The organism is Rhizobium sp. BK176 (genome assembly GCF_024808055.1).
The window spans coordinates 1-22,947 of sequence record NZ_JANUBV010000044.1 but is presented as its reverse complement, the minus strand read 5'-3'; the positions used below and the strand labels follow the sequence as shown (position 1 = coordinate 22,947).

Below are 22,947 nucleotides of genomic sequence, written 5' to 3'. Positions count from 1 at the left end.
TCAGCTTGCCGGCAGTGGCACGTTGATCAGTCCGGCTCACGCCGGAGAGCATGGGACCAGAGCCGTCCAGTTACACCACTGCAGTGGGCACGATCAACTAGAGCCCAAGATTACAATCCCAATCAACGAGAATGGAAGCGTAGATATCCACAAGACCGGACAGCCCCGAATGAGAAGGTTGGAAAGCTGGGTTCGAGAGTATCCCGGTCATTGGCTTTGCTATCATCACCGCTGGAAGCATAAGAAAGCAATATAGCGCTAATGAACACAATTTTAGCCTCAACAGGGAGCTGACGTTTCGACGCTTTTGGCAAAGTCCCTGCCATCGGACGAAGCGATAGCGTTCGGAATGGCCCGATGCGCTTGGTCAATGTGTGGGGGAACCCGCGCTTATGCTTTACGTTCCCGCAATTTTTAATTTTGGCCACACTACTCTGGTTTGCCCTTCGATGGTGAAGCATTCTCCTCGCGCCAGCCCTCATGCCACGTCGTGAATTCCTCTCGAACATCGGTCGCTTAGTTTGCGATTAGTCAATGCGCGTGTGTGCCCTTCTTTCCAATCTGGCCCTGCACATGCTTGTGACACAGGAGTTCAGGAATGGCCGGAAGTTACGCTCTTTCCATGCTGAGAAGCATGGTATTTGCCGTTGGTATAATTGGTCTTGTGTTCGGACCGCTTGAGGTCACTGAAGCGGGGCAAGCAATAACACCTTCTCTCGCGCCAATGATTAGCCGTGTCATCCCGGCAATCGTAAGCATATCCGTGCGCGGAAAATCCAATGACGAGCAAGGTGACACTTTTTACCTTACACCGGGTGTCCAGAACAAGTCGCGTCCCTCCGACACCTCCGCCGGGCCGGTTTCTGAACTGGCTGGAACCGGGGTGATAGCTGACGCTGCGAACGGGTATATCCTCACGAACAATCATGTGATCGAAGGCGCCACATCGATCAAGGTGACACTTGCCAGTGGCGAAACATTTGACGCGGCCGCGATCGGGGTGGACGTTGAGACGGATCTGGCAGTGATCAAGATCCCCGTCGACGGATTGAGTGAGGCCGTGTTCGGAAATTCCAGCGACTTGAGAGTCGGCGACTATGTGGTTGCCATAGGAACCCCGTACGGCCTTGGCAAGTCGGTAACATTCGGCATCGTCAGCGCACTCGACCGGTCCGGACTTGGGCTGGATTCGCAAGAGGGGTTCATCCAGACCGATGCATCCTTGAATCCAGGAAATTCAGGCGGCGCCCTTGTCGACCTGGAAGGAAGAGTTGTGGGGATTAACACGGCAATCCTCGGGCCGTCGGGAGCCAACATCGGGATTGGATTCGCCGTACCCATCAATTCGGCGAGCGTGATTATGCGACAGCTCATCGCCCATGGTGAAATCCGCCGAGGTCAGCTTGGCGTGCAGGTGCAGGATAACAATTCTCGATGGCCATCCGCCAGGATGGCATGAGCTAGAACTGTCGACGTGCTGGTTCCGTCCCCAACGACCTCACCGGTCTTTTCCGCCGCCGAGCGTAGCATTCTGGCGCCCAAATTTTCTTCTGTATCCTTCAGGTCGAATTCTTTTGCGATGGTGACACCGTCGTTACATACAATCGGAGCCCCCCACTTCTTCTCAATGAGCACCGACTTCGACCGAGGGCCTAGCGTGATCCGCACCGCGTCGGCCAGTCTGCTTGCGCCTTGCAAAACCTTGCCTCGAGCTTCGGAATGGAAAAGAACCTGTTTGTGCGGCATGGAAAATCTCCTCGATTGTCCCCATACAATGACTGGCACATCGCGTACCAATGACTCGAATTGCCGCCAATGAAATTGATCCACCTCAAACGCCTTGTTTCATTTGCCAGCACTGAGTTTCTAAGTCGTCGGCCCGCCGAGCGGTGATCGCGCGCGGTTGGATATCCCAGTCGTTTGGTCAGTGCCTTCTGATTGAAGCGTAGCTACGCATTGCGGCAAGCAATGGGGCAATCAGCGACCATGGGCCTTGATGTACGCAACGAGATCCGCGATCTCGGACCGCGTCAGGGAAAAATTTGGCATACGAGAATTATGCTGGGCTGCGAGGAAGGTCGAAAGTGACTGATCATCGAAACGGTCCGACCGCCGGATTTGCGCGAAGGTCGGGATTTGATCGCTGCCTTGCTGCTGCTGCGGAGAGACGACGTGACATCCAGTGCACCAACGTTCGGCAATCTTTTGGCCATTCCCGCGATCGGCAGCCACACTCCCGCCCACGCACGCTGCCAAGAGCGTCGCTGAAGCGATAAAACATGTCTGTGCGGATCCTGACAACATCATTCCCTCGCTCTAGGTTAAACTCACCTGATCGCATCCCTGGCACAGCAAACTTTGGCGTGTCGCGGTCAATGGCCATTGCGCAGATGAAGTCATCGAAAGCCTCTTATTGATTGACGCGATGATACTGGAGAGTTGTTCAGGTGCCTTGATCTTCGTCAATGTCTGGAGCGAGACGCTATGTGTGCGGCGGTATCCGCGCGACTGCAGACGGATCCCGGCTTTCCTCCTCAGTGGTCGAGATCTCGGTCAAGGAAGGGTTCGTGACACTGAACGGAAAAGTTGACACCCCTCTTGACCGGGATGCTGCAAGGGTCGCAGCGGAAGCATTCCCGGCGTAAGAGGCGTCTCGACCAATATCAACATCGGCCACCACATGAGAGGTCGGATCGGGCCAGCGCCCTGAATTGACAGTTGTCAACAAGCCCACTTCGATTCTGGATCGCCTCCGAACACACAGTTTCAGGCCAGGATCCGGATCACAGCTGCTGCGGGAACGTTCTTGAAATCCCATTTTGACGGACATCAATGACCCGTTCCCAAGATACGGTAAGTTCTTAGCTATCCAAGAAGGAGTTCGGAGCCATGAGCATAAATACCGTCATGTGCGTCTTTAGCGTCGACGAATGGGAAACGGACGTTAAGACAGCTATCGAGTTCTGCGAGACCCAAGGCGCCCACCTGAATGCGGTCGTAATATGCATGTGCGCAGTTCCGCCAGTTGCGGTCTATCCTGTGACGACGACGTGGCTCGACGAACAACAAAAGGAAATTGATCGCCTTTCTGAAGCGGCAACAGCAATTCGCGAAGTTCTGGAACGGTCTGACTTGTCATTCGACATTCAAGAAATTTACACCGAGTTTGCATGGGCAGATCACGACATTGCCCAACATGCCCTCTATGCTGATATCATTCTGGTTGGCCCGGAGGCTGCCGGCAACGCGGCACTACAGCGGCGGATTATCGACGGCGCCCTATTCCAGTCGCCGACACCAATTCTCCTAAACCCTCGCCGGCAGGCAGTAAGCTCTTTCCCCTCCTCGGTCTTGCTCGCCTGGGATTCGAGTGATGAGGCAGCGCGTGCCACACGCCAGTCAATGGAGTTCCTGAAGGGATGTGAGGCGGTGCATGTAACGATGGTCGATCCGGTCGCTCGACGCTATGCGAATGGTGAGGAACCTGGAGTCGAGATCGCCACGTTTCTTTCACGGCACGGTATAAAAGCCGAGGTCGACCGAATTGCGAGCGGACATCTCAGCGTAGATACGGCCTTGCGCCAGCACGCCGTCGATGTCGGCGCCGACATGGTGGTCATGGGCGCCTATAACCACCCGCGACTTAAGCAGCGACTGTTCGGCGGCGTCACCCGTTCGATGTTAAAGAGTTGCCCTGTCCCGCTGTTCTTGGCACGCTAGTAAGCAATCGCCTAACTGAGACGGCCGGGAGGACCTCAAAAAACGGACGGCACCGTCAATTGAGAAGTTGGCGCAGTCGGCTCGAAAGCTCCTGCGCTGTATATGGCTTCTTAAGCCAGCTGGATATGGGCAGGGAACGTTTTGCTATACTCGGCTCTGCGTATCCGGATGTGAATAGCACTTTGAGGTCAGGCCTGTATAGCGTGGCCTGACGCGCAAGCTCGTCACCGGTCATTCCGCCCGGCATGACGATATCGGTAAATAGCAGATCGATCGGCTCGGTGCTTGAGAGCAGTTCGAGTGCACGCGTGGCATCAGGAGCTTCCAGAACTGAATAGCCAGCATTCACCAGCCGCGCGACGACGACCCGCCTTACACGCTCGTCATCCTCCACCACCAGAATGTGCTCGCTTCCGCCAGCCCCGTCTTCGCCGCCCGATGTCTTTCCCAACTGTGGAGTGACTTCAGCACCCACGGCAGGCAGATAAATTCTGACTGTTGTTCCCTTGTCCAGTTCACTGTAGAGCTGGATGTGTCCACCGAGCTGCTTCACAAAGCCATAGACCATGCTGAGGCCAAGGCCAGTCCCCGCGCCGATCCCCTTAGTGGTGAAGAAAGGCTCAAATGCGCGGTTCTTTACTTCCTCGCTCATTCCTTCTCCCGTGTCCGTCACTGCGACGAGAATATAGTTGCCGGGCTTCACTTCCGGATACATCTGTGCGTAGTCCGCATCGAGTTCAACCCGTGAGATGTCGAGCGTGAGACTACCACCACCCGGCATCGCATCTCGAGCGTTCAAAGCCAGGTTGAGCAAGGCGGCCTGAAGCTGTGACTTGTCCACCATGGCCATATGCTTGCTGCCCCTGATACTCGTTCGAAGCTCGATCGTTTCGCCCAGCGATCGTCTCAGGAGCTCAGAAAAACCCGACACAAGTGAACCGACATCGGTACTCTCCGGCTCGAGCGGCTGACGCCGACCGAAGGAGAGCAGCTGGCTCGTCAACTTTGCTCCGTCGTGTACGGCATCCTGAGCCTCGCGAAGCAGTTCGTGCTGGTAGTCGCCTTCCAACAGCGACTCGAGCATTTCGAGATTGCCACTGATCACCGTTAGGAGATTATTGAAGTCGTGAGCCAAACCTCCGGTCAACTGCCCTACGGCCTCCATCTTCTGAGACTGTCTAAGCTCTTCCTCGATGCGCTGCCGGCCGGTCAAGTCGCGAACAAATCCAGTAAATATTCGTGTTTCGTTCGAAACCGCTTCGCCGACCGCCAACTCCATCGGAAACAATGATCCATCCTTCTTGCGGCCCTTGACCACTCGCCCAAGACCGATGATCCTGCCTCTACCGGTGCGAAGGTAATCGGCGATGTACCTGTCGTGTTCCTCTCGGAAGGGCGATGGCATCAGCATGCGAACGTTGCGGCCGATGACTTCGCGAGAGCTGTAGCCGAACAATTTTTCTGCCGCACTGCTGAACGAGGTGATGGATCCGGACTCGTCGACCACGACCATTGAATCCGGGACTGTGTCCAGGATAGATCGAAGGTGCGCTTCGCGTTCGGCGAGATCGTCCTGGATTTTTCTGGTCTCCGAAACATCCGTATTCGTCTGAATGACCACCGGTGAAGAGGACTTCGCGTCGAAAACGACCCATCGCGTCGCGATCGTCATCGGGTGGCCATCCTTGTGACGATGCACAATGTCGCCTTCCCACGATAAGCCGGCAAATACGTCCCGGCGGATGTCTTCGATCGGCCGCGGCAGCTTCGTACGAAGCAGCCGGTGAACGACTTGCCCCACCGCCTCGGCACGCTTCCAACCATAAAGCCGCTCGCTACCGGACGTCCAGTGACTGATAACCCCATCCACGCCATGAATGATCACGCTCGTGTCATCGAATACGCGAGCAATGACATCGAGATCCTGCGCCGGAGCGAACGGAACGGTGGCATCCACTGGCATCGTGCCTTACCTTTCAATGACGGCAGCACCTTAGAGTATCATTGAGCTCATTATCGACGTCAGCATCGCCCTCTCCAGCCCGCAGTACAAGCGCCGACTTCTTCAATACGCGTATTTCGTGTCTTCGACCCGTCGAGAGAATGCCTTGTCCAGCCAGTTTCGTAACGGTCCGCGAGACCGTTTCAATCGTCAGACCGAGGTAGTCAGCAATATCCAGCCGGGTCATCGGGAGGCTGATCACGTCCCTGGCAAAACCCAGAGACGTGCTCTTGTGTAACTGGGCCAAGAGGAAGCTGCAAAGCCGTTCTTCCGCACTCTTGCAGGACAACAGGACCATCTGATCCTGCGCGGCGGCGACCTCGTCACAGAGTTGTGAGAGAAGTATGGGTCGCAGGTCAGGACGAGCCAGGAGTTGCTGGTCGAACGCCACTTTCGTCTGGCGCTGAAAGTGGACGTCGTCCAACGCCTCTGCACTGTAAAGATAGCGGTTCTTAAAAGAGACGCCCACGATGTCTCCCTTGGTCAAAAAGCCCGTGATCACACGACGTCCATCGTGAAGTTGCCGGCAGACGCGCAGATTTCCCTCGCGGATGGCAAAGAGATGCAGGGCGCGATCGCCTTCAAAAAAGACGATCTGACCAGCCGTTGCGTGCTCCAGGGGACTGCGGTCAAATAGTGTGGCCAGCGTGCAGGGCTCGCGTATCGCCGCAGCTTCCTGAAACAACGGTCTTATATTCGCCAGCATGATTTGCTCCCTCCAATCATGAGGCTGCAGTAAACAATGCTAGCGTTACGGCCGGATGCCTTTTCGGTGCCAGTTTGTCTAAGTTTTGTAACAATCTGTGACATATTGAGGACAGCGGACGTGGTGTTATCTTCTATACTACCCTGCGTCCTTTTTTAGCTTTTCGTTCCCGAACGATCAGTCCATCGCAGCGAGGCGCAAGCCGTGGTTGTGGGTGACGTTTGACGACGTTGTACCCTCTTCACGATTGTCTGCATCAACTCGAATACGTCGCTCGCCGCGCGAGTATCAACATTGCCTGTAGGCTCGCCAGCGAGAACCAGCGATGGCTCCATGGCGAGCGCTCGGGCAATCGCCACCTTGTTAACAGCCGCCCGACATCGCGACAATCGTCTCGCCATCTGGAAAGGCCAACCCAATCAAAAAGCTCGTCTACGCGCCGCGGCTGTCGCGCGTAGCGATGCAAGAGAGCGAGCGCGAACGCACCGAGGCCGGCCTCCAAGAGCGACCTGGCAAAGCCAAGAACGCCGCGCTGGTGTAACCGGCCCATGGCAGAATGAAAATTGCCTTCCGGCAGGAATGATTTGACATCGGTCAAAGTCTTTCTGGCAGATCAGCAATTAAGGTACGTCCGATATCCGGAGGAGCGTCGATGACCCTGCCTGCCCTAACATCGTCGGAGCTGAAAACACTATCGGTCGCCGTGCAGAACTGGTATCGCCACTACTGCGTACCCCTCGATACATCGGTATCTTGCCTCGTATGCGTGGCGGCGATTGAGATTTACCATCGCGGCGTCGTCAATGTTGACGATATTTCCGGGATCCTTATTGCGCGGCTTTCACCAGGGTCTGCCGCTACCCAAGCCGTTTCCGACACCATACACTAAGGGCTCGGCACGTTCGGCCAAGCCGCCAATGGACACTGGTTCCGTTCCAGGGCGTACTCGGCCGAGGCCAGCATTGCTGTTCTAGTCGATCTGCTTTGCCATTCGACCAGAAACATCATCCTGAAGATTCCATGGAAAAGATGCGGAGAGATATGCGCCGGTGGAACCTCGTCTAGCTTCAGCGAACCCATCTCCCACCAGTTTCTGTGCGCCGCAACAAAGTCCGTGCGTGGAGGTCGGCAAATTCCTGGCAACGTCCTTCAAGCACGACGCGTCGCGGGCATCGTTTCGATGGCCAGTCTTCCACTTGAAGGCAAACTTTGGGGTTCCGTCTCATCGAGTCGACTTTGCGCATTGAAAGACCCTAAAAGCGACGCTCGCCTCAAACGCGAAATAAACAGGAACGACGTAGGGCTGTTTTCATTACTACAAGCCAAGAGACCGAAGTGCGCACTTTTCAGCATGTCCAGGCATTCTCTATATGTCAGTTTTCCTAGGGCCGTCGACATTGCGATCGCTCCCGTTCACGGTCCATCTTTGATCGATCTTTGCAGGTGAAAGTCGGACCGGGCCACGTCGCTGGTCGGACGATACATAAGGACGCTGATGACCGCAGCGATCATCACAATGAGTACTAGCAGCAACGCATGGTCAATGAAGAGCCAACGTAGCAATTTCAAGCCATCCCGAGCGTGCATTGCAACCCCACCAATTCCAGCAGGGCTAGTTTCGGCCGTATTAATTTCTGTTGGCTCCTCCATCAACCGCGGACCGCGAGATTGTTGGTCACGCTTACGACGCCCGGAATCGACCAGGCCGCCCGTTCCGCGGCAGTCCGTTCCCGCCAACCCGTGACGCCGCCCTTCAGGGTCACGTTGCCATCCAGGACGGCGACTTCGACACGTTCCGCCTCGACGTCGGCATTGCGTTTGAGCGCCCCTTCAATGCGCTTCTTCACATCGGGGATTGAGGCGGAAGGTTTGATCGAGAGGACGTTCGTCACACCCACAACACCGCCGAGCTTCATAACCGCCCGCTCTGCCGCAACCCGCTGGAAATGCCACTGGACCTCGCCAGTCAGCGTCACCCAACCCTTCTGAACTTTCACGCCGATCGCGCCATTCGGCAAGAGCGCATCCCATTCGATGATATCCAGCGCGCGCGCCGCGATCTCGTCGTCTGCATGTCGCTTGTGGCCCTGGAACCTGACTTCAAGCGTCTCGGCGAGGGCACGCACGCCTTTGACCCGCTTTACCGCCATTTCTGCGGCGATCTTTTCGGCATAGCTACCGACATGGCCGGAAAGTGTGACGACGCCCTCTTCAACCGCGACGCCGATATTGGCCGCATCTATGCTCGGGTCGAATACGAGTTCGTCGATGATATTTTGGCGTAAGGCGAGATCGTTCATGACATTCCTCCATTGAACAATACTCATCGAGGGCAAGCCTCACGTTTTATGATCCTCTCACTTTCACCGCACTACATTGCGTGTGATCAAATCATCAAAAATAGCGCCTCAGCGAGCATCTGTGCAGCATTATGTGCCCGGAACCCGGTGCATGAAATCAGAGACTTACATGGCCGCGCGGACAATTTTCCGGTGCGCTGAGCAGCCCCTTCTCAAATGGTCGAACCAGACAGAGCTCTTTGTTGGTTCCCCTCGCTATGGTGGTACGCCCGCGACAATTGTCATGCAGGACGTCACGTCGATCGGGATATCGTTCAGGATGGTTCCAGTTCAAACAACATCATGCGGGGGCTTGCCGATGACCTCTTTGATGCTGGATGCCGCTGACGAACGCAGGCGTGATCTCGACAAGAAGATAGCCGAACCATGTCGCGTGACCTCGGGCCTTTGAGCGACGAGCGCGTGCTCGAACCAGGACAATTGGCAGCGCAACTGTCAGCTGGTGCATGGGTAAGCCCTTGCCCCAAGAACGTAGGTCGTCAGGTGCCGCGTCCGCTCAGGATCTCATTCTCGGCCATTGCGCAAGCGCATGATTGTGGGCCCGTTTTTTGAAGCCCAACATGTCTAAATCTCGTGCAAAATAGCGCCACGCGGCGGCAAATGGCTCCTCACAGCCTCCTCATGCACACCTCAGGAGACCCGACCCTCTTGCCAAGCATGCACCAGCAGGGCCGACAGGACAGCGTGCAGGACGACTGCTGGCCAAAGCAGAACGCCCATTGGTCCGTGAGCGAGACCGAGATAGGCGAGGTACAGCGTCACGATCGTGCTGTAGAAGAGCATGCCTTCGAGGGGCCGACCCCGCCAGCAGGCGATCCCCAGTCCGATCAGCGCCATGCCAGCGACGCGCGCGGCGGCGACCGCGACGCCCACCAGCGCCTCCCCAAGCAGCAACTCACCGACGAGCGCGGGAATTGCGACCAACGCGAGACCGGTCACGATTTCACCGATGGCCGCGACAGCAATTGTGTGGTTGGTCACGCCGATCCTCCTCTCTGACACTCCGGTCAGGACGACGCTTCAGCACTAACATGGCGGCAGCGGATAATAGCCGCAGCCCGACGGAGGATAATAGGGTCGATAATAGGGGCGGTCGTAGGTGGCTGCGGCGGCGCCGGCGGCGGCCGCACCGTACCAGGCTCCCCGATACGCAGTGCGACGCGCCACGCCCGCAAAGGACATCGGCGTTCTCGGCATGCCAATGATGTCGATGAAGATCGATGCCGGGCCATTTGCTTCGGCAAGGTTGCCCTCCAGCACATCCACCTTGAACGTCAGGTTCGTGCCTTCGAGCTTCGGTTCCTTCAGAACGACGACGGCGTCCTCGACGCCGGACGCGTCCTTGTTCAGCACCGAGACGGTGGCGTTCGGCGGATCCTTTTCGAAGCTACCGCCCTGAGCCCACTCTTCCAGCAAGTGCGCGGTGAGCGCATGGCCGGCGGAGCGGACCGGCCGGTCGGCAAACAGAATTGAGTTGCTGGAAACGCTCGTCAGAGTCAGCGTGTCGCCCTTTAGGGTCGCGCCATCGGAATTCATCACGATCAGAGAGGGGACGAGTTCGGTCTTCTGTGTGCTCGATGTGCCGATGGACTTCGTCGCCGGAGCGGTGATGGCGTTTTCGGCTATTACTGTCGACGATGTGAGAACGCCGAGCGTCGCAGCGACCGCAAGGGTGCTGAAGGTGTGTTTGAGGCTCATTGGTTGCTCCTCCCTAGCTCGAACACTAGCTTGTCGATCTTGCCGGTGAACTTGAACGGCGTATCATAGCGATACTCCACGAGCGCGACGCCTGTGCGCGTGTCCTGGCCGACGTCGAAGGTCTCGTCCTCCGGGAACGTCACCGGGATGCCGTGTTCCAGCGAGTTGCGAGCTACTTCTTGTCCGTCAACGGAGAGGATGCCCATACCGCCTGTACCAAGATTGGTACCGTCCGCCTTGTAGTCGAAGGTGATCCGGTGCTTGCCTGCTTCCAGCTCGGGCCCTTCCCACATGGTCCGCTTCAGGTCGAGCAAGTTGTAGAGGAACACCACCTTGCCTCGTCCGACGCCAAAGTCGCCCTTGCTCAGGAACAGGCCGTAGCCGCCGAAGCGACCACCCTCCGTGACGATCATGCCCTCTCCACCGCCCTCGGGAATGTCGACATCGGCGGTGATAGTATAGGATTTGTTCCTGATGTCGGGCGCCGCAGTCGCAGGGACGCCACTCAGTTCGCCCGAATAGGAGAACTCGGTGCGCCCCGCCGTAAGGTTTGGGCGCAGCGTGTTCCAGCGAGCAAGTGTCGAGTTGTCGAGCGGCAACACATTGTACTTCTTTGCCTCGGAGTAGAAGAGGTCCTGCATCTGCTTCAGCTTCTCTGGCATGGCAGCCGCAAGGTCGTTGGCCTGGGTTGGATCATCCACTACGTTGTAGAGTTCCCAGTCGTAGCCGGTGATGACGTCAGGCGGCGTCTTGGTGCTGAGTTCCCACGGCAGCGTGGCCGGTGTCGTGGCAGCCACCCAACCGTCGTGATAGATGGCGCGGTTGCCGAGCATCTCGAAATATTGCGTGTCATGCCGGGTGGGGGCGTTCGCGTTGGCCTTGTCCCAGGTGTAGACCATGCTCACACCTTCGATCGGGCTCTGCGGAATGCCGTTGATCATGTCCGGCGCCGGAATGCTCGCTGCCTCAAGTATGGTCGGCACGATGTCAATGACGTGATGGAACTGGCGCCTTACACCGCCGGCATCAGTGATATGGCCGGGCCACGACATGACGACGCCCTGCGACGTTCCTCCGAAATGCGAGGGTACCTGCTTGACCCACTTGAACGGCGTATCCATCGCCCAGGCCCAGCCGGCAGCATAGTGCGGGAAGGTTCGTTCCGAACCCCAGAATGGATACCAGAGGAACTGGTCCTTGACCGGCACCGAGACACCGTTGAAGGTAGTGAACTCGTTCGGAGTGCCGTTGACCATTCCCTCAGCGCTCGCGCCATTGTCGCCGCCGATGTAGATGATCAGCGTGTTATCGAGTTCGCCGAGATCATCAACCGCCTGGACGACGCGTCCGATCTCGTGGTCGGCATAGGCGAGATAGGCACCGTAGATATCCGCCTGCCGGGTGAACAGTTTCTTCTCCTCGAAACTTAGTGAATCCCATTGCGGCAGGCCATCTGGCCAGGGCGTAAGCCTGGCGTCCTGAGGCATGATGCCGAGCCGCTTCTGGTTGGCAAAGATCGTTTCGCGCACCTTGTTCCAGCCATCGTCAAACAAGTGCATATCGCTGATCTTCTTGATCCATTCCGGCGTCGGATGGTGGGGCGCATGGGTGGCGCCCGGCACATAGTAGACGAGCCATGGCTTGCCGGGGGCAATCTCCTTCAATTGCTTGATGTAGCCGATCGCTTCATCCGCCATTGCCGTCTCCAGGTTCCAGCCGGGATTGCCGTCGAAGGGGTAGATTGCCGTCGTGTTGCGGTACAGGTTCGGTTGCCACTGACTGGCATCGCCGCCGACGAAGCCGTAGAAGTAGTCGAAGCCCATGCCATTCGGCCACTGGTTGAAGGGGCCGGCTTGGCTTGACTGGTAGGACGGCGTGTTGTGGTTCTTGCCAAACCACGACGTGGCGTATCCGTTCTCCTTCAGGATGGTGCCGATGGTGCCCTTCTCGATCGGGATAATGGAATCGTAGCCGGGAAAGCCTGTCGCGATTTCACCCACGACGCCGAAGCCGACCGAATGATGGTTGCGCCCGGTAATCAGCGCAGCCCGCGTCGGTGAACAGAGCGACGTGGAGTGGAAATTCGTGAAGCGAAGCCCCTCCTTGGCAATACGATCCATCGTCGGCGTGGGAATAACGCCGCCGAAGGTGCTGGGCGCTCCGAACCCCTGGTCATCCGTCATGATGAGCAGCACGTTGGGCGCACCCTTGGGTGGCACGACGCGTGGGGCCCACCATGGCGTCGATTCGGATGCCTTCTGGTTGATCACGCCACCGAATTTCGGGTCAGGTGGCGGCAACTGCTGTCCGGTAATCGTTGTCGTCGCGCCTGGCGAACCCAGCGTTCCGGTGACCTGCTGAGTCAGTCCCGTTGTGCATCCGAGACCAACCAAACCCGCACATACAAGCAAACTGCGAACGATTGTCATCTCGGCAGCTCCCCTCAAGCGTCACAACCGGATTTCTCGCACACAATATTTTAGGGACCGCTAAACTAGCATGCAGGCGGGCCCGCGTCGAGCGATGCTTGTGTTACCCTACAGCGTACGTCTTGCGCCAAAGACAAGCCTCTGCGGCTCGTTCCGTATTCCAATCGATCAAGGATAGGGTCTGCGGAGCGGCTGCTAAAGGTATGAAACGCGTAGATAGATTGGAATGGCTAGCGTGTCCGTCTTGCCCAGACCTTACTGCTTCGATCATCCTTCAGTGATCGGATGCTCCGCTCGTCGCGCTGCTATGGGAGACCCTTCTACACCCGCTAAACACGATGGGAAACCTCGATACATGACGGTCACCGTCCCCCGACTAACGACTAAGTTCCCGCAGGATGGCGCGCGTCAGTTCCCCGCTTCCGAAGATGACATACCGTTTCTGCGCCGCGTTCAGGTCGACAGTCTAGCCCAAGCAATGCAACACCCTTCTATCGCGTGGGTGTCGTTCTTGATCTCCGCAATTCGGTGGCCTAGGTGCTCCGCCTCGCAAAGAAATCGACCCTCTTCTTCAGAAGTCCGGAGATTGCATGTTCGAAGGTTTCGGTTCCGGCTAACCGAGTGCTTACGCACTCTTCTACCAAATAGCGCCTGAAGACAGACCACCTAAAATATAGCTACATGATGCCTCACATGTGAAAACAAGAATGTTGCACTTTGCGGCATGTCAAAGTTCGTCTTCGCGGTTGCTTTTAAGATTAGAACGTCGAACCGTAGAAGGAGGCTTCCCATGACAGATGTATTTCTGCGGCAATTTGTGTTAGACGAGCTCGAATTCGAGCCGAGCATAAACGCAGCACATATTGGTGTTACGGCCGAAGGTGGCGTCGTCACGCTCACCGGACACGTTGCAACCTATGCTGAAAAGGATGCCGCCGAACGTGCGGCGCGGCGCGTGACAGGTGTACATGCCATCGCTCAGGAAATAGAAGTTCGCCCCTACGGCACACACATCACGGCCGATGACGAGATTGCCAGACGTGCAGTCAGTACGCTCTCATGGCGCACGACGGTTCCAAGGGACGCGGTTAATGTAAGGGTACAGAATGGCTGGGTGACCCTCGAAGGCAAGGTTGAATGGCAGTATCAACGGAAAGCGGCAGCAGATTCCATTCGCGATCTCGCCGGTGTCGTTGGGATCTCCAACCTTATAACCGTCGCTCCACGGGCAACATCCGGTGACGTCAAACGACGGATCGAAGAAGCGTTCCGACGGGACGCGGAACTTGAGGCCCGAGCTATTCGAGTAAACGTCCTTGATGGCAAGGTCACTCTTGATGGAACAGTCAAACGTTTATCCGAGCGCAAGGCCGCCGAGAACGCTGCTTGGTCGGCCGCCGGCGTGAAGTCGGTGGAGGATCATCTTCGCATTGGCTAATGCGTCAGGGAATTCGGGGTATTGCCGTAAAGCATCGCGCCCCGTTTCCTGCCCCATAATCACAGAATATTAATACTGCAATCACGCCAATTCGAGCGTGAAGGCGATGCATCAAACCGTACCCTTTGCTGGCATGCCTTCTCCGGTGGCGCCAACAAAAAAATCTCGCCGTCTCTAACCGAAACTCCTTTTTACACGGACCCAAAGAAGCCACAGCGACTTGATGCCCTCGCCGTCCTTGGCGCCATCCTTGTAGACGGAATAGAAGTGACCACAGGGTGAAATTTTCGAGTTGGCAATTTCGTTGTCCCGCGCCTGGTAGCGATGCCGAACGCACCCGTCGCCGGTATTGCGGATGTCCTTTCAGATCAATCGCAGCCCGGAAAGTGCCGGACCCGGTGTGTTGCACATCATGTAGATAAGCTTGTCTCGGTAGCTTCCCTCCGTTTCCGCTGCCGTGAAATGACCGTCGACCACGAAATCATGTAGTTCGATGAAGCTGTGATTGATTTCAATAGCCCGTAGGCTCCCACCGCCATTGACCACAGAGGCACCGGCGCCTCGAATGACCACGGGCTTTCCCGTCTCGCCTGGACGAACAGACCTGATGTCTTGCAGGCAGAGCCCGGGAGCCAGAATAATGGTATCCCCCACTTTGGCCGTCGCAAGCGCTCGCTGGATGGTCAGCCACTCATCTTTTCCGTCGGATTATGGACCGCATTGATCGTTGCCGCCTCGGTGAAGCGGGCCTCCCGCCAGCGTCGCAAAGGTGAAAAGTCCCAATAAGCCCGGTCTTTGGGGCGATCTCGCTCCTGTGAGGATCGAGTTTCCTCGGTAGCTGGTCAGTCCGGTCCGTGAACGGTCCTGTCTGTGCCGACGAAACCCGCTATTGCCACGTCACTTTGCGCTCGGCCACCAAGATGGCCAGTTCCACTGCGAGTTCTTCGATGCTGAAAGGCTTCAAAAGACGCCGAACCCTGCAAAAACGGTCGGGAATGCCGCTTTCATTGCCGGCTGTAGCAAATACGAACGGCACCCGTGCTTGATCCAGCCTGTCTGCAACGGGGTATACCAGATCGCTACCGAGATGGATGTCCAGGACGGCGATATCGATATTTCTAGCCTCCAGGTTCAACAGGCTGCTTTCCAGATCAGGAAATGGGCCGATCACCTCGCTGCCCTGGTCTTCAAGCGCAAGGGTTACATTGCTTGCCTGTAAGTAGTCGTCTTCGACCACAAGAACACGCTTGCCGACTAGGTCGATGAAATTCATCTGGCGCTCCCCGGTCCGAACGAAATCGCCGTATGCATGAGTATCGACTTTATGCCTCGATGCAGGCACGAGCCTGAACGTTAAGTATGTTCATCTTTTGACAAGTTTGTCCGTCGGCTTTTCCGCGCCGGGACACGTTCGTCAAGCACGGCGCGGAAGCCTGGCATAGGCATGATGTCTGATCCCAGCCACCAGGCTTCCGCCCATCCTCTCAAGAGGACAGCTTCATATTAGGCTGCACTCACGTGAGCGCCAAGTTGGACTAAGGTCCATGCAATCAGCAACGCCTTGTTGACCAGGTTTCCCTTTATTCGTCTGGAGTTTCCGGAGCGGAAGTCTCCAGCGAACCTCGGATCTGGTCGATCTTCCCGTCCGCTTCGCCAACGCCGAGGATTGCCTTTGCCTGGTCAAGAACGGCAGGGCTGACTTGCCCTGTCTTCGTTGCGGATGCCAGAGCATCCTCCAAGGCCTCGTCACCCAAGATCGGGTCATCGACCGACGGCTCAGTTCCGTTATCGATCTCATACTGGGCATAGGCAACCGCGTAGGCCGCAATCGCGGTCATCTTCGGGTCAGACGTGTGCAGATAGGCCTTGTAGTTCCGTTTCAGCGAGTTGAGACCAGCAAGCTGTGCGGCAGTGTTTTTCTCCTGGGTAGCAGTGGTTGGCTTGTCAGCTTTTGCGGACTGCGATTTCCTACCAGCGTCACTGAAAGACTTACTCGCGTTGCCCTGAGATTTCGCGTTGCCATGAGTTGAAGCCCCGCTCTTGCTGCCGCTGTCTCCGTGTGTGCCGTTATTTCCCCGGCTACCGCTGCTTCCGTGGCTGCCGCCACTGCTGCCACCACCGTTTCCACCCCCGTTCCCGCCGCCGTTTCCGCCGCCTTTTGCCATCGCAACGGTGTCGAACCCACCAACGGCAAGCGGGAACGTTGCAACAGCGAGGGTGAGTACCGCCGTGGAGGCCAATGTGGTGATGCGCATCGTCTGGTCCAATCAATATATGCGAGTAAAATCGCGTGCTTCGCTTGTTTAAGATGATGACAATCTAAACGGTGGTTATTGATTGCACATCGGACTGAGGTCCTATCTGGATCGGACAATGGTCCTGTTTTGCCTTCTATCGTGACAATGCCGGACTCAAAGCATTCCCGCCCGGGATACTCCAAGAAACAGGTCGAGCGCTGGCTGGAGGGCATTCGCCGCCTCGCCCGCGAACTGGAGTCCGCATAACAGAGTAACGCCCGGCGTGGCTTGCCGGGCGCGGAAGGAAACAAGAGTAACATTGGGTCCGCTCAATATAGCCCTTCCGCCGCCCACCCTACAAGCCCGCCGGTAACGCCTTCGAAAGGCGGACCGCATGCAAGGCAGGTATTGATATGCGCGGCGGGCGCTCCATCCCCGCCAAAAATGCCCCATTGCCGGGGCCGCTCTCTCCCGCCGAATCTCAAAGCGTTGCCTTTTTGGAAATATTTCCCCGCTAACCGCGCATAGTCGCTCGTGCCGCCACCAAAGGAGGCGCGCCGATGGCCGATGACGGAAGCGGCATTGTTCAGTTCCCGGTTACGATGCGGGAATTCACGTTCGGCCCGCGCGAGGCGATACGGCGCCGCGAATGGCTCATCCCCGGCCTTGCCATGAAAAAGCATATCTCCGAGTTGGTCGCTCAGACGTCTACGGGAAAGACGAGCTTTACCGTGGCCCTCGGCATGCTCGCAGCCTGTGGGCGTCAGTTCGGGCCATTCAAGCCGCGCCGAAAATTGCGGATTGCAGCCGTCTGCGCCGAGGAGGACTACGAGGAAGCATACAGGAGGGTCGGGGCGACAGCCGATTGCTTCGATATCGAGCCTAGAAGGGATTTCGCGGATGGCACCTTCAAATACGTCCAGTTCGCGAATTCTCCGCCCCTTGCCATTGCCGACAAGCGCGGCAAGGGATCACCGACAAGGGCCGCCGATCCCCGTCGGCCCCGGACTGATCTGCGTTCACGGATCGATGAACCACGAGGCCTTGCAAATGAGGCTCGATTATATCGCCAGCGATCCGCGCCCGGAACGCGAGAAGGAGCGGAAATGGCTTTGCCGCTGTTTGGAGCGGGGCCAATGACGCTGTGGGCGGCTGGCCGCCATGCTCGCCGCCCTCCATTTCGGGATAGGATTAAACGCCATGTCCCCAGGTAGCGATATCATTGCCGACCTTGCCGAGCGCCGCCGATCAACGCCGCGCTGTTAGATGGATCGCACGACTAACGCGGTTGGCCCTTGGCCCCATCAGGCGGAGAAACGACGCGCTCCTCAAACGGTGCCGCGATGGCCGAAGAAATGGAGCGCGCGATTGCTGCCTCTACGTCAAGCATGCTTCGGCCATTCAGGTTGATGTTGTAGTCGCCGGACCATACGACGGCGCGGTCAGCCTGCCGCACGAGCCGGGCGAGTGATCGCAGGTCGTCTCCTTCGCGCTGGAGAGTTCCTTGCAGCAAATACACCGCACTGTCTTCGTTCGCCGCGCCATCTAGCACCGCAACTTTTGTGAACTTGCTGAGGTTGACGATAATGGAATTCCGCAGGCCGTTAAGATCGGGGGCTGAAAGCTTGCTGTCGCTATCGGATCTGAATTGCTCAACATAAATTGTCGACCTGCCACCAACCATCACGGGTTCTTTCAAGGCTGGGTTGTCCCGCTCTGCAAATGACGCAAGCACGACCGCAGCAAGAACGATTAGTCCCGCCACGACCAGAATCCATCGGAGAATTCTGCTTTCCCGTTTTGGCGGCTCGGACGCTTGCACGAGCGATGGCTCGGAAGCGGGTGCGGCAGAATCCACCTGCCGTTCACCTGCGACGTCTTCGATACCGGACACGCTCCCGGAGAACGTCATTGAAGGGGCGTACCCGCCGCGCGGAACCGTTATCAACACCTCGTCCGCCGCGCCCGCCGTAAGATAATATCGTTCGAGCGCGCTGCGGAGTTGGCTTGCTGCATCCTGACGCAAGGGTCGTTCTGTGGATTGAAATTGACCCCCCGTTCAAAAACGGCTTGTGCGATGGTGAAGGCCTTCAGATGGCTCGCTCGTCCCTCCAGTTTTTCGTGGACTATAAACTCCAAGAACCTCCGCCCTCGATCCGGTATGACAAAGTCAGAACTCGATAGGATCCGATCGAGCTGTTTAAGAACCTCAACAGGCGATGGTTCGGCGTGTACGCTTGGAGTGTGAATTCTCATCGGGTCCGCCTTCCGATAAAATACAACTAGAGGCGCAAGGGAACAGGCCACGGTAGCCGCGAAAAAGTGTCCCGAATTAACAATGCTAACCCACCCAAAAGGTTCAGCTAATTCAGCAGCCCCTCATTTGAGGCGGAGATAGAGCATACGGTAAGTTACTTCTTTAAAGGGCATCGCGGCGCTACCCTTGGCAGTGGGGTCGAGGGATTGCTAATGGCTAGCGATCAAGAGGAGATCGAGGGTAGTCGCGGTAACGCGCAATCTGGATTACGACGGTTGATGCTCAAGCTGCCTCAACACCGCGCAAGACTGGCGACATTGGCTGGACCTCTTGACCCGGCGCGTCTGCGCGATCTGTTCGAGATATATGATGAGGCGTGTATTGCGCTCGATGGCTTTAGGCGCAGTTCCGGGAGTGAACTTATTATCGAGGAATACGAGAGTGTCTGCGCCGAACTCGAAGCCGATGTCGTGCGGGAACTCGCATGAAGATACTGACATGCGAAGCGTCGCACCACGAATGGCGAGGCCAGACAAACGAAAGGCTCCAGAGGGATTTCACTTCTCGGAGCCTTACGTTGGATCGCTCGTGGTTCTAGCTTTTCGCTTCCGTCGCTTTCACGCCTTGGCTTGAGCTTGGAACGCTGCGAATGACCTTCAATAATATTGCTACTAAAGAAACCTGAAATCAAGCCAGCATGGCTGACCTATCTGCAGCTAATAGGCGTTGCGCATAATCTGTATTGAGTTGGATCCTCCTTGCTCGCAATCTGTGCGAGATTCGCTATCAATCGAGGGAGGGTCGCGTGGGTCGTGTCTTCCGATCACGCTGGATGAAAGAGGGCTGCGGCTATCAATCGTTGTCGGCTACGCCGGTGCCGCCTTGCATGCTTGGACGGTATGGAACCGCTTTCGGGATGCCTATGATCGCTCCATCAAGAAGGAAGTTACCTATCGGTGCGCCGCCCACCTAAGCGATGCACAGCTTCGGCCTTACATGAACGAGATGGGCAATATCAACGTTCAGAAGCTTTGCCTGACGACCGACGATTCCTACGTCGCGCCCTATGAACTCCAAGCGGTGCGCGATGGCACCATGGACTTCAAGCCCTACGCTCAGGGATGTTGAATTGGCGCCCCGTCCGCCCGTGAAAAGCAATTATGTTATCTTTCCGAGCTGACATCGATCGCCGGTCTCGGCCTAAACCGGGAATAGCTTGCCGTATAGGCGGGCCAGCGGGGTTGACGCCACCGCGCAAAGAGACCCCACGACATCCCTCAGACGAACCATCTGATCTCAGTCTGCCTAGAGCGGGGATGGAACTGCCGGGTGGCCACTTGCTGATTTGATCGAGCGCAATGAAATCTGATCAAAGAAAACTATCCTGTTGCAGCCTCAACGCACCTTGGAGGATACGATGAACGAACCTGGCTGGCAGGATCCGCTGATGGTCACACTTGGAGTATCGATGTTCGCGATCCAATGGTTGCTGCCATCCACGTTCGGTGACCCGATAGCAGGCGACCGATTGGCATGGGCACTCATTCTCACCGGTATTGCAATGTCGCTGATCGCGGTTGGAGGCATCCTTCTTCCGGGCCGGTGGGAGGCCCTGATCGAGTTTGCGCTCGGGATCTGGATGATGGTTCTCCCGTGGGTGGGCGACCCGTACGTCGATCCGGTCGCAGCGACCTGGATCATCGTCATCGCTGGAGCGATCACCACCATAGTATCCGGCGTCTCAGCGTTCTTTCCGGCTCCACCGCGCCGGAAGCAGGAGTAACCCATGAAGTCCATGCGTTGCGAGCAACACAAGCACTTTGGAACTAGGCCGTTCCTAGAGGTGATGAGAGGACGATCGCAAAGCCTAACCGAAAGGCGAATGGTCTGCATATTTTTCCGGACTTCATAGGTGGGTCGTCGGGATGAAGTCAAAATCGACATTCTCGACTCGACCGATGGCAGCGGACCTTGGTTTGGCGACGTCGGTGTCACCTGCGAGAGGAACGAAGACGCCGCCGAAACAAGGAAATCACGCGGGTCTTCGAACGCCGGTCGAAAATCGTTCAGGATGCAGACCATGGATAGCCGGGAAAATGAAGTCACCTAATGACGTCGAATGGCATACGCGTGAGGAACTGGAGGCTAGAGCCGCATGGCGGACCTGAGGGTGCAGGCGCGGTCTCTTAGCGCAATTCATTCCAACGGTCGTGTTTCCGATGACCTGAAGACGATCAGCGATAGTTCGCAAGAAAAGGCGTGTGAGTTGCTCCGGTCGGGCTTTTACGGCATTTCGTCTTCTGAATCTTTGCTCAGGCGCGCGCGATACGGTCCTAACCTGATCAGTCATGAGCAGCGCGCGCCGGTTCTCCGTGAAATCTGGTCGCGCGCAAATAGCCCTCTGAACGCCCTTCTGCTATCACTGTCACTCGTATCCTATTCCCTTGGAGATATCCGCGCCGCGATCGTCATATCGGCGATCGTCATTCTTTCCGTCGGCATGGCCTTCATCCAGGAACACCGCTCCAGCAACGCTGCCGCGAAGCTTCGCGCCATGGTGCGGTCCCTTGCGACCGTTCACCGTCCTGAGGGCGCGATCGACAGAACCGAGGAGATCGCTGTCGAGGATCTCGTTCCAGGTGACGTTATACAACTTTCGGCCGGTGATCTTATTCCTGCCGACGTGCGTCTTCTGACGGCGACCGACCTCTATGTGAACCAATCCGCCTTGACCGGGGAGACAATGCCTGTCGAAAAGCAGGCAATGTGTCGCCCTCATCGAATGGAAAGCCCACTGGATCGAAAAAACCTCTGCTACGTAGGATCAAACGTCGTGAGTGGGTTTGGTCGCGCGCTGGTCATCAAGACAGGTGCCAGCACATTCTTTGGAGCGTTGGCCGAAAAGGTTGTAGCGCAACAGGAGAAAACCGCTTTCGATCGTGGGATCAATCGCTTCACTTGGCTTATGATCGGCGTCACGCTCGTCCTTGCTCCCCTCGTCTTTGTCATCAATTGGGTGACCAAGGGGGACTGGCTTCAAGCCCTGCTCTTTGCGGTCGCTATCTGCGTTGGATTGACACCAGAGATGCTGCCGATGGCGGTGACCATCAATCTCGCCAAAGGTGCTTTGGCCATGGCCAGGTCGCGGGTCATCGTCAAGCGTTTGAACGCCATCCAGAATCTCGGCGCAATGGACGTCCTTTGTACAGACAAGACTGGAACGCTCACGCAAGACAAGATTATCCTGAAGCAGCACGTCGACATGCATGGGAGGGATTCACAGAAGGTCCTGCATTACGCCTATCTCAACAGTTACTTCCAGTCGGGCCTGAAAAATCTCCTCGACATTGCGGTTCTGGAGCATGGCGACGTGCACGACGCTCTTGGAGTAGACGAGCATTTCGAAAAAGTCGGGGAGATACCGTTCGATTTTTCCCGGAGACGCCTGTCGGTTATCGTTGCCGATCGGCAAGACAGGCATGTGCTGATCTGCAAAGGAGCCGTTGAGGAGATATTCAGCGTCTCGACGCACTACGAGGATGCGGGAACGATTGGAACCCTGGATGCGGGACACCTGGAGACAGCAAAGAAAGAAACTGTAGTCTTGAACAAGAGCGGCTTTCGCGTCGTCGCGGTCGCCTACAAGGAAATGCAAGCGATAAAGACGAACTACAGCGTAAAGGACGAATGCGCTATGGTGCTTCTTGGGTATATCTCTTTCCTCGATCCACCGAAGGAGAGTGCGCCAAAGGCCATCGCGGCGCTAAAAGCCAGCGGCGTACAGGTCAAAATCCTCACAGGAGACAATGAGGTCATCACGCGAAAGATCTGCGGTGACGTTGGTATCGAAGTCGAGGATGTTCTTCTTGGTCCCGACCTTGAAAAAATGGACGATCACGCGGCCAGGACCGCGGCGGCTTCAATTCATGTATTTGCAAAGCTGACACCGGCTCAAAAAGAACGCATCGTCAATCTCCTGCAGGCAAGTGGCCGTGTCGTCGGTTTCTTAGCACTACTTTGGCAGGTTTTTAGCGGGCGGGTTATTTTTGGGATTCCCATGAAAGGGTTTGCGTGATTCATGAGAGGTCGGCTTATGGAGG

General features: G+C 56.8%; 22 protein-coding genes and 2 pseudogenes. 11 read left to right on the top strand and 13 right to left on the bottom strand.

Annotated features, from left to right (window positions below):
* The first annotated feature begins 598 nt into the window (after positions 1-598).
* Complete coding sequence (locus FHT76_RS40125; protein ID WP_183864964.1) at positions 599-1,459, top strand: trypsin-like peptidase domain-containing protein; 861 nt, start codon at positions 599-601, stop codon at positions 1,457-1,459.
* On the opposite strand, the pseudogene FHT76_RS40120 reads toward FHT76_RS40125, so the two are convergent.
* Both FHT76_RS40120 and FHT76_RS40115 read right to left on the bottom strand, forming a co-directional pair.
* Positions 1,420-1,746: pseudogene (locus FHT76_RS40120) on the bottom strand (TCP-1/cpn60 chaperonin family protein); the annotation flags it as partial. The gene FHT76_RS40125 and the pseudogene FHT76_RS40120 overlap by 40 nt on opposite strands.
* Before the next feature lie 231 nt (positions 1,747-1,977).
* Positions 1,978-2,304, bottom strand: a complete 327-nt coding sequence (locus FHT76_RS40115) for a c-type cytochrome (protein ID WP_183864957.1) — start codon at positions 2,302-2,304, stop codon at positions 1,978-1,980.
* A 161-nt stretch (positions 2,305-2,465) separates the two neighbouring features.
* Between FHT76_RS40115 and FHT76_RS41605 the strand changes: the two genes are divergently transcribed.
* Together FHT76_RS41605 and FHT76_RS40110 are read left to right on the top strand one after the other, a co-directional pair.
* Positions 2,466-2,645 (top strand): BON domain-containing protein, encoded by a 180-nt coding sequence (locus tag FHT76_RS41605; RefSeq protein ID WP_183864909.1) that lies wholly within the window; start codon positions 2,466-2,468, stop codon positions 2,643-2,645.
* A gap of 244 nt (positions 2,646-2,889) precedes the next feature.
* Positions 2,890-3,720, top strand: coding sequence for a universal stress protein (locus FHT76_RS40110; protein ID WP_183864910.1), 831 nt, complete (start codon positions 2,890-2,892; stop codon positions 3,718-3,720).
* A 55-nt stretch (positions 3,721-3,775) separates the two neighbouring features.
* Here FHT76_RS40110 and FHT76_RS40105 read toward each other — a convergent pair whose 3' ends face one another.
* From FHT76_RS40105 to FHT76_RS40095, 3 genes and pseudogenes are all read right to left on the bottom strand, one after another.
* Positions 3,776-5,683: a PAS domain-containing sensor histidine kinase gene (locus tag FHT76_RS40105; protein ID WP_259131388.1), complete on the bottom strand. Its 1,908-nt coding sequence runs from the start codon at positions 5,681-5,683 to the stop codon at positions 3,776-3,778.
* A 13-nt stretch (positions 5,684-5,696) separates the two neighbouring features.
* Positions 5,697-6,428, bottom strand: coding sequence for a Crp/Fnr family transcriptional regulator (locus FHT76_RS40100; protein WP_183864912.1), 732 nt, complete (start codon positions 6,426-6,428; stop codon positions 5,697-5,699).
* A gap of 133 nt (positions 6,429-6,561) precedes the next feature.
* A pseudogene (locus tag FHT76_RS40095) lies at positions 6,562-6,882 on the bottom strand (hypothetical protein); the annotation flags it as partial.
* Between the two features lie 198 nt (positions 6,883-7,080).
* On the opposite strand from FHT76_RS40095, the gene FHT76_RS40090 reads away from it, so the two are divergent.
* Positions 7,081-7,317, top strand: a complete 237-nt coding sequence (locus FHT76_RS40090; RefSeq protein WP_183864913.1) for a hypothetical protein — start codon at positions 7,081-7,083, stop codon at positions 7,315-7,317.
* Positions 7,318-8,077: 760 nt separating this feature from the next.
* Here the strand turns inward: FHT76_RS40090 and FHT76_RS40085 are convergent.
* On the bottom strand, positions 8,078-8,728 hold the full coding sequence (locus tag FHT76_RS40085) for a BON domain-containing protein (protein WP_183864914.1): 651 nt from the start codon (positions 8,726-8,728) through the stop codon (positions 8,078-8,080).
* Positions 8,729-8,879: 151 nt separating this feature from the next.
* Here FHT76_RS40085 and FHT76_RS40080 point away from each other — a divergent pair, with 151 nt between their 5' ends.
* Positions 8,880-9,179 carry a hypothetical protein gene (locus FHT76_RS40080; protein ID WP_259186815.1) on the top strand — a complete coding sequence of 100 codons (300 nt, stop codon included), beginning with the start codon at positions 8,880-8,882 and terminating at the stop codon, positions 9,177-9,179.
* Between the two features lie 239 nt (positions 9,180-9,418).
* Here FHT76_RS40080 and FHT76_RS40075 read toward each other — a convergent pair whose 3' ends face one another.
* Genes FHT76_RS40075 through FHT76_RS40065 form a run of 3 tightly spaced genes read right to left on the bottom strand, consistent with a single transcriptional unit; the run spans position 9,419 to position 12,915 of the window.
* Positions 9,419-9,769 (bottom strand): hypothetical protein, encoded by a 351-nt coding sequence (locus FHT76_RS40075; RefSeq protein ID WP_259131391.1) that lies wholly within the window; start codon positions 9,767-9,769, stop codon positions 9,419-9,421.
* A gap of 45 nt (positions 9,770-9,814) precedes the next feature.
* Positions 9,815-10,486, bottom strand: coding sequence for a hypothetical protein (locus tag FHT76_RS40070; protein ID WP_183864915.1), 672 nt, complete (start codon positions 10,484-10,486; stop codon positions 9,815-9,817).
* Positions 10,483-12,915, bottom strand: coding sequence for an arylsulfatase (locus FHT76_RS40065; RefSeq protein ID WP_259131393.1), 2,433 nt, complete (start codon positions 12,913-12,915; stop codon positions 10,483-10,485). The genes FHT76_RS40070 and FHT76_RS40065 overlap by 4 nt, the downstream gene beginning before the upstream one ends.
* 790 nt (positions 12,916-13,705) lie before the next feature.
* On the opposite strand from FHT76_RS40065, the gene FHT76_RS40060 reads away from it, so the two are divergent.
* Positions 13,706-14,353 carry a BON domain-containing protein gene (locus FHT76_RS40060; protein ID WP_183864917.1) on the top strand — a complete coding sequence of 216 codons (648 nt, stop codon included), beginning with the start codon at positions 13,706-13,708 and terminating at the stop codon, positions 14,351-14,353.
* A gap of 363 nt (positions 14,354-14,716) precedes the next feature.
* Here FHT76_RS40060 and FHT76_RS40055 read toward each other — a convergent pair whose 3' ends face one another.
* The 3 genes from FHT76_RS40055 to FHT76_RS40045 all read right to left on the bottom strand — a co-directional run bounded on the left by FHT76_RS40055 (position 14,717) and on the right by FHT76_RS40045 (position 16,608).
* On the bottom strand, positions 14,717-14,926 hold the full coding sequence (locus tag FHT76_RS40055; RefSeq protein ID WP_183864918.1) for a hypothetical protein: 210 nt from the start codon (positions 14,924-14,926) through the stop codon (positions 14,717-14,719).
* Between the two features lie 313 nt (positions 14,927-15,239).
* Positions 15,240-15,626 carry a response regulator gene (locus FHT76_RS40050; protein WP_183864919.1) on the bottom strand — a complete coding sequence of 129 codons (387 nt, stop codon included), beginning with the start codon at positions 15,624-15,626 and terminating at the stop codon, positions 15,240-15,242.
* Positions 15,627-15,933: 307 nt separating this feature from the next.
* The gene (locus FHT76_RS40045; protein ID WP_183864920.1) at positions 15,934-16,608 is read right to left on the bottom strand and encodes a hypothetical protein; all 675 of its coding nucleotides are present in this window, start codon (positions 16,606-16,608) and stop codon (positions 15,934-15,936) included.
* A gap of 542 nt (positions 16,609-17,150) precedes the next feature.
* Between FHT76_RS40045 and FHT76_RS40040 the strand changes: the two genes are divergently transcribed.
* A complete protein-coding gene (locus FHT76_RS40040; RefSeq protein WP_183864921.1) occupies positions 17,151-17,804 on the top strand; it encodes an AAA family ATPase in 654 nt (217 codons plus the stop codon).
* 65 nt (positions 17,805-17,869) lie between these two features.
* Here FHT76_RS40040 and FHT76_RS40035 read toward each other — a convergent pair whose 3' ends face one another.
* Positions 17,870-18,616, bottom strand: a complete 747-nt coding sequence (locus FHT76_RS40035; protein ID WP_259186813.1) for a hypothetical protein — start codon at positions 18,614-18,616, stop codon at positions 17,870-17,872.
* A gap of 443 nt (positions 18,617-19,059) precedes the next feature.
* Between FHT76_RS40035 and FHT76_RS40030 the strand changes: the two genes are divergently transcribed.
* The 4 genes from FHT76_RS40030 (at position 19,060) to mgtA (ending at position 22,922) form a co-directional block, all read left to right on the top strand.
* Positions 19,060-19,335: a nodulation protein gene (locus FHT76_RS40030; protein WP_259131398.1), complete on the top strand. Its 276-nt coding sequence runs from the start codon at positions 19,060-19,062 to the stop codon at positions 19,333-19,335.
* A 394-nt stretch (positions 19,336-19,729) separates the two neighbouring features.
* The gene (locus tag FHT76_RS40025; protein ID WP_183864923.1) at positions 19,730-19,975 is read left to right on the top strand and encodes a hypothetical protein; all 246 of its coding nucleotides are present in this window, start codon (positions 19,730-19,732) and stop codon (positions 19,973-19,975) included.
* 289 nt (positions 19,976-20,264) lie between these two features.
* Complete coding sequence (locus tag FHT76_RS40020; RefSeq protein ID WP_183864924.1) at positions 20,265-20,630, top strand: hypothetical protein; 366 nt, start codon at positions 20,265-20,267, stop codon at positions 20,628-20,630.
* Positions 20,631-21,002: 372 nt separating this feature from the next.
* Positions 21,003-22,922, top strand: a complete 1,920-nt coding sequence (gene mgtA, locus FHT76_RS40015) for a magnesium-translocating P-type ATPase (RefSeq protein WP_259186811.1) — start codon at positions 21,003-21,005, stop codon at positions 22,920-22,922.
* Positions 22,923-22,947 lie beyond the last annotated feature (25 nt).

Bases quoted from the DNA above. Each gene is read 5' to 3' on its own strand.
- FHT76_RS40125 (WP_183864964.1), top strand. From the start codon at position 599: ATGGCCGGAAGTTACGCTCTTTCCATGCTGAGAAGCATGGTATTTGCC.
- FHT76_RS40115 (WP_183864957.1), bottom strand. From the start codon at position 2,304: ATGTTGTCAGGATCCGCACAGACATGTTTTATCGCTTCAGCGACGCTC.
- FHT76_RS41605 (WP_183864909.1), top strand. From the start codon at position 2,466: ATGTCTGGAGCGAGACGCTATGTGTGCGGCGGTATCCGCGCGACTGCA.
- FHT76_RS40110 (WP_183864910.1), top strand. From the start codon at position 2,890: ATGAGCATAAATACCGTCATGTGCGTCTTTAGCGTCGACGAATGGGAA.
- FHT76_RS40105 (WP_259131388.1), bottom strand. From the start codon at position 5,683: ATGCCAGTGGATGCCACCGTTCCGTTCGCTCCGGCGCAGGATCTCGAT.
- FHT76_RS40100 (WP_183864912.1), bottom strand. From the start codon at position 6,428: ATGCTGGCGAATATAAGACCGTTGTTTCAGGAAGCTGCGGCGATACGC.
- FHT76_RS40090 (WP_183864913.1), top strand. From the start codon at position 7,081: ATGACCCTGCCTGCCCTAACATCGTCGGAGCTGAAAACACTATCGGTC.
- FHT76_RS40085 (WP_183864914.1), bottom strand. From the start codon at position 8,728: ATGAACGATCTCGCCTTACGCCAAAATATCATCGACGAACTCGTATTC.
- FHT76_RS40080 (WP_259186815.1), top strand. From the start codon at position 8,880: ATGAAATCAGAGACTTACATGGCCGCGCGGACAATTTTCCGGTGCGCT.
- FHT76_RS40070 (WP_183864915.1), bottom strand. From the start codon at position 10,486: ATGAGCCTCAAACACACCTTCAGCACCCTTGCGGTCGCTGCGACGCTC.
- FHT76_RS40065 (WP_259131393.1), bottom strand. From the start codon at position 12,915: ATGACAATCGTTCGCAGTTTGCTTGTATGTGCGGGTTTGGTTGGTCTC.
- FHT76_RS40060 (WP_183864917.1), top strand. From the start codon at position 13,706: ATGACAGATGTATTTCTGCGGCAATTTGTGTTAGACGAGCTCGAATTC.
- FHT76_RS40050 (WP_183864919.1), bottom strand. From the start codon at position 15,626: ATGAATTTCATCGACCTAGTCGGCAAGCGTGTTCTTGTGGTCGAAGAC.
- FHT76_RS40045 (WP_183864920.1), bottom strand. From the start codon at position 16,608: ATGCGCATCACCACATTGGCCTCCACGGCGGTACTCACCCTCGCTGTT.
- FHT76_RS40040 (WP_183864921.1), top strand. From the start codon at position 17,151: ATGGCCGATGACGGAAGCGGCATTGTTCAGTTCCCGGTTACGATGCGG.
- FHT76_RS40030 (WP_259131398.1), top strand. From the start codon at position 19,060: ATGGCTAGCGATCAAGAGGAGATCGAGGGTAGTCGCGGTAACGCGCAA.
- FHT76_RS40020 (WP_183864924.1), top strand. From the start codon at position 20,265: ATGAACGAACCTGGCTGGCAGGATCCGCTGATGGTCACACTTGGAGTA.
- mgtA (WP_259186811.1), top strand. From the start codon at position 21,003: ATGGCGGACCTGAGGGTGCAGGCGCGGTCTCTTAGCGCAATTCATTCC.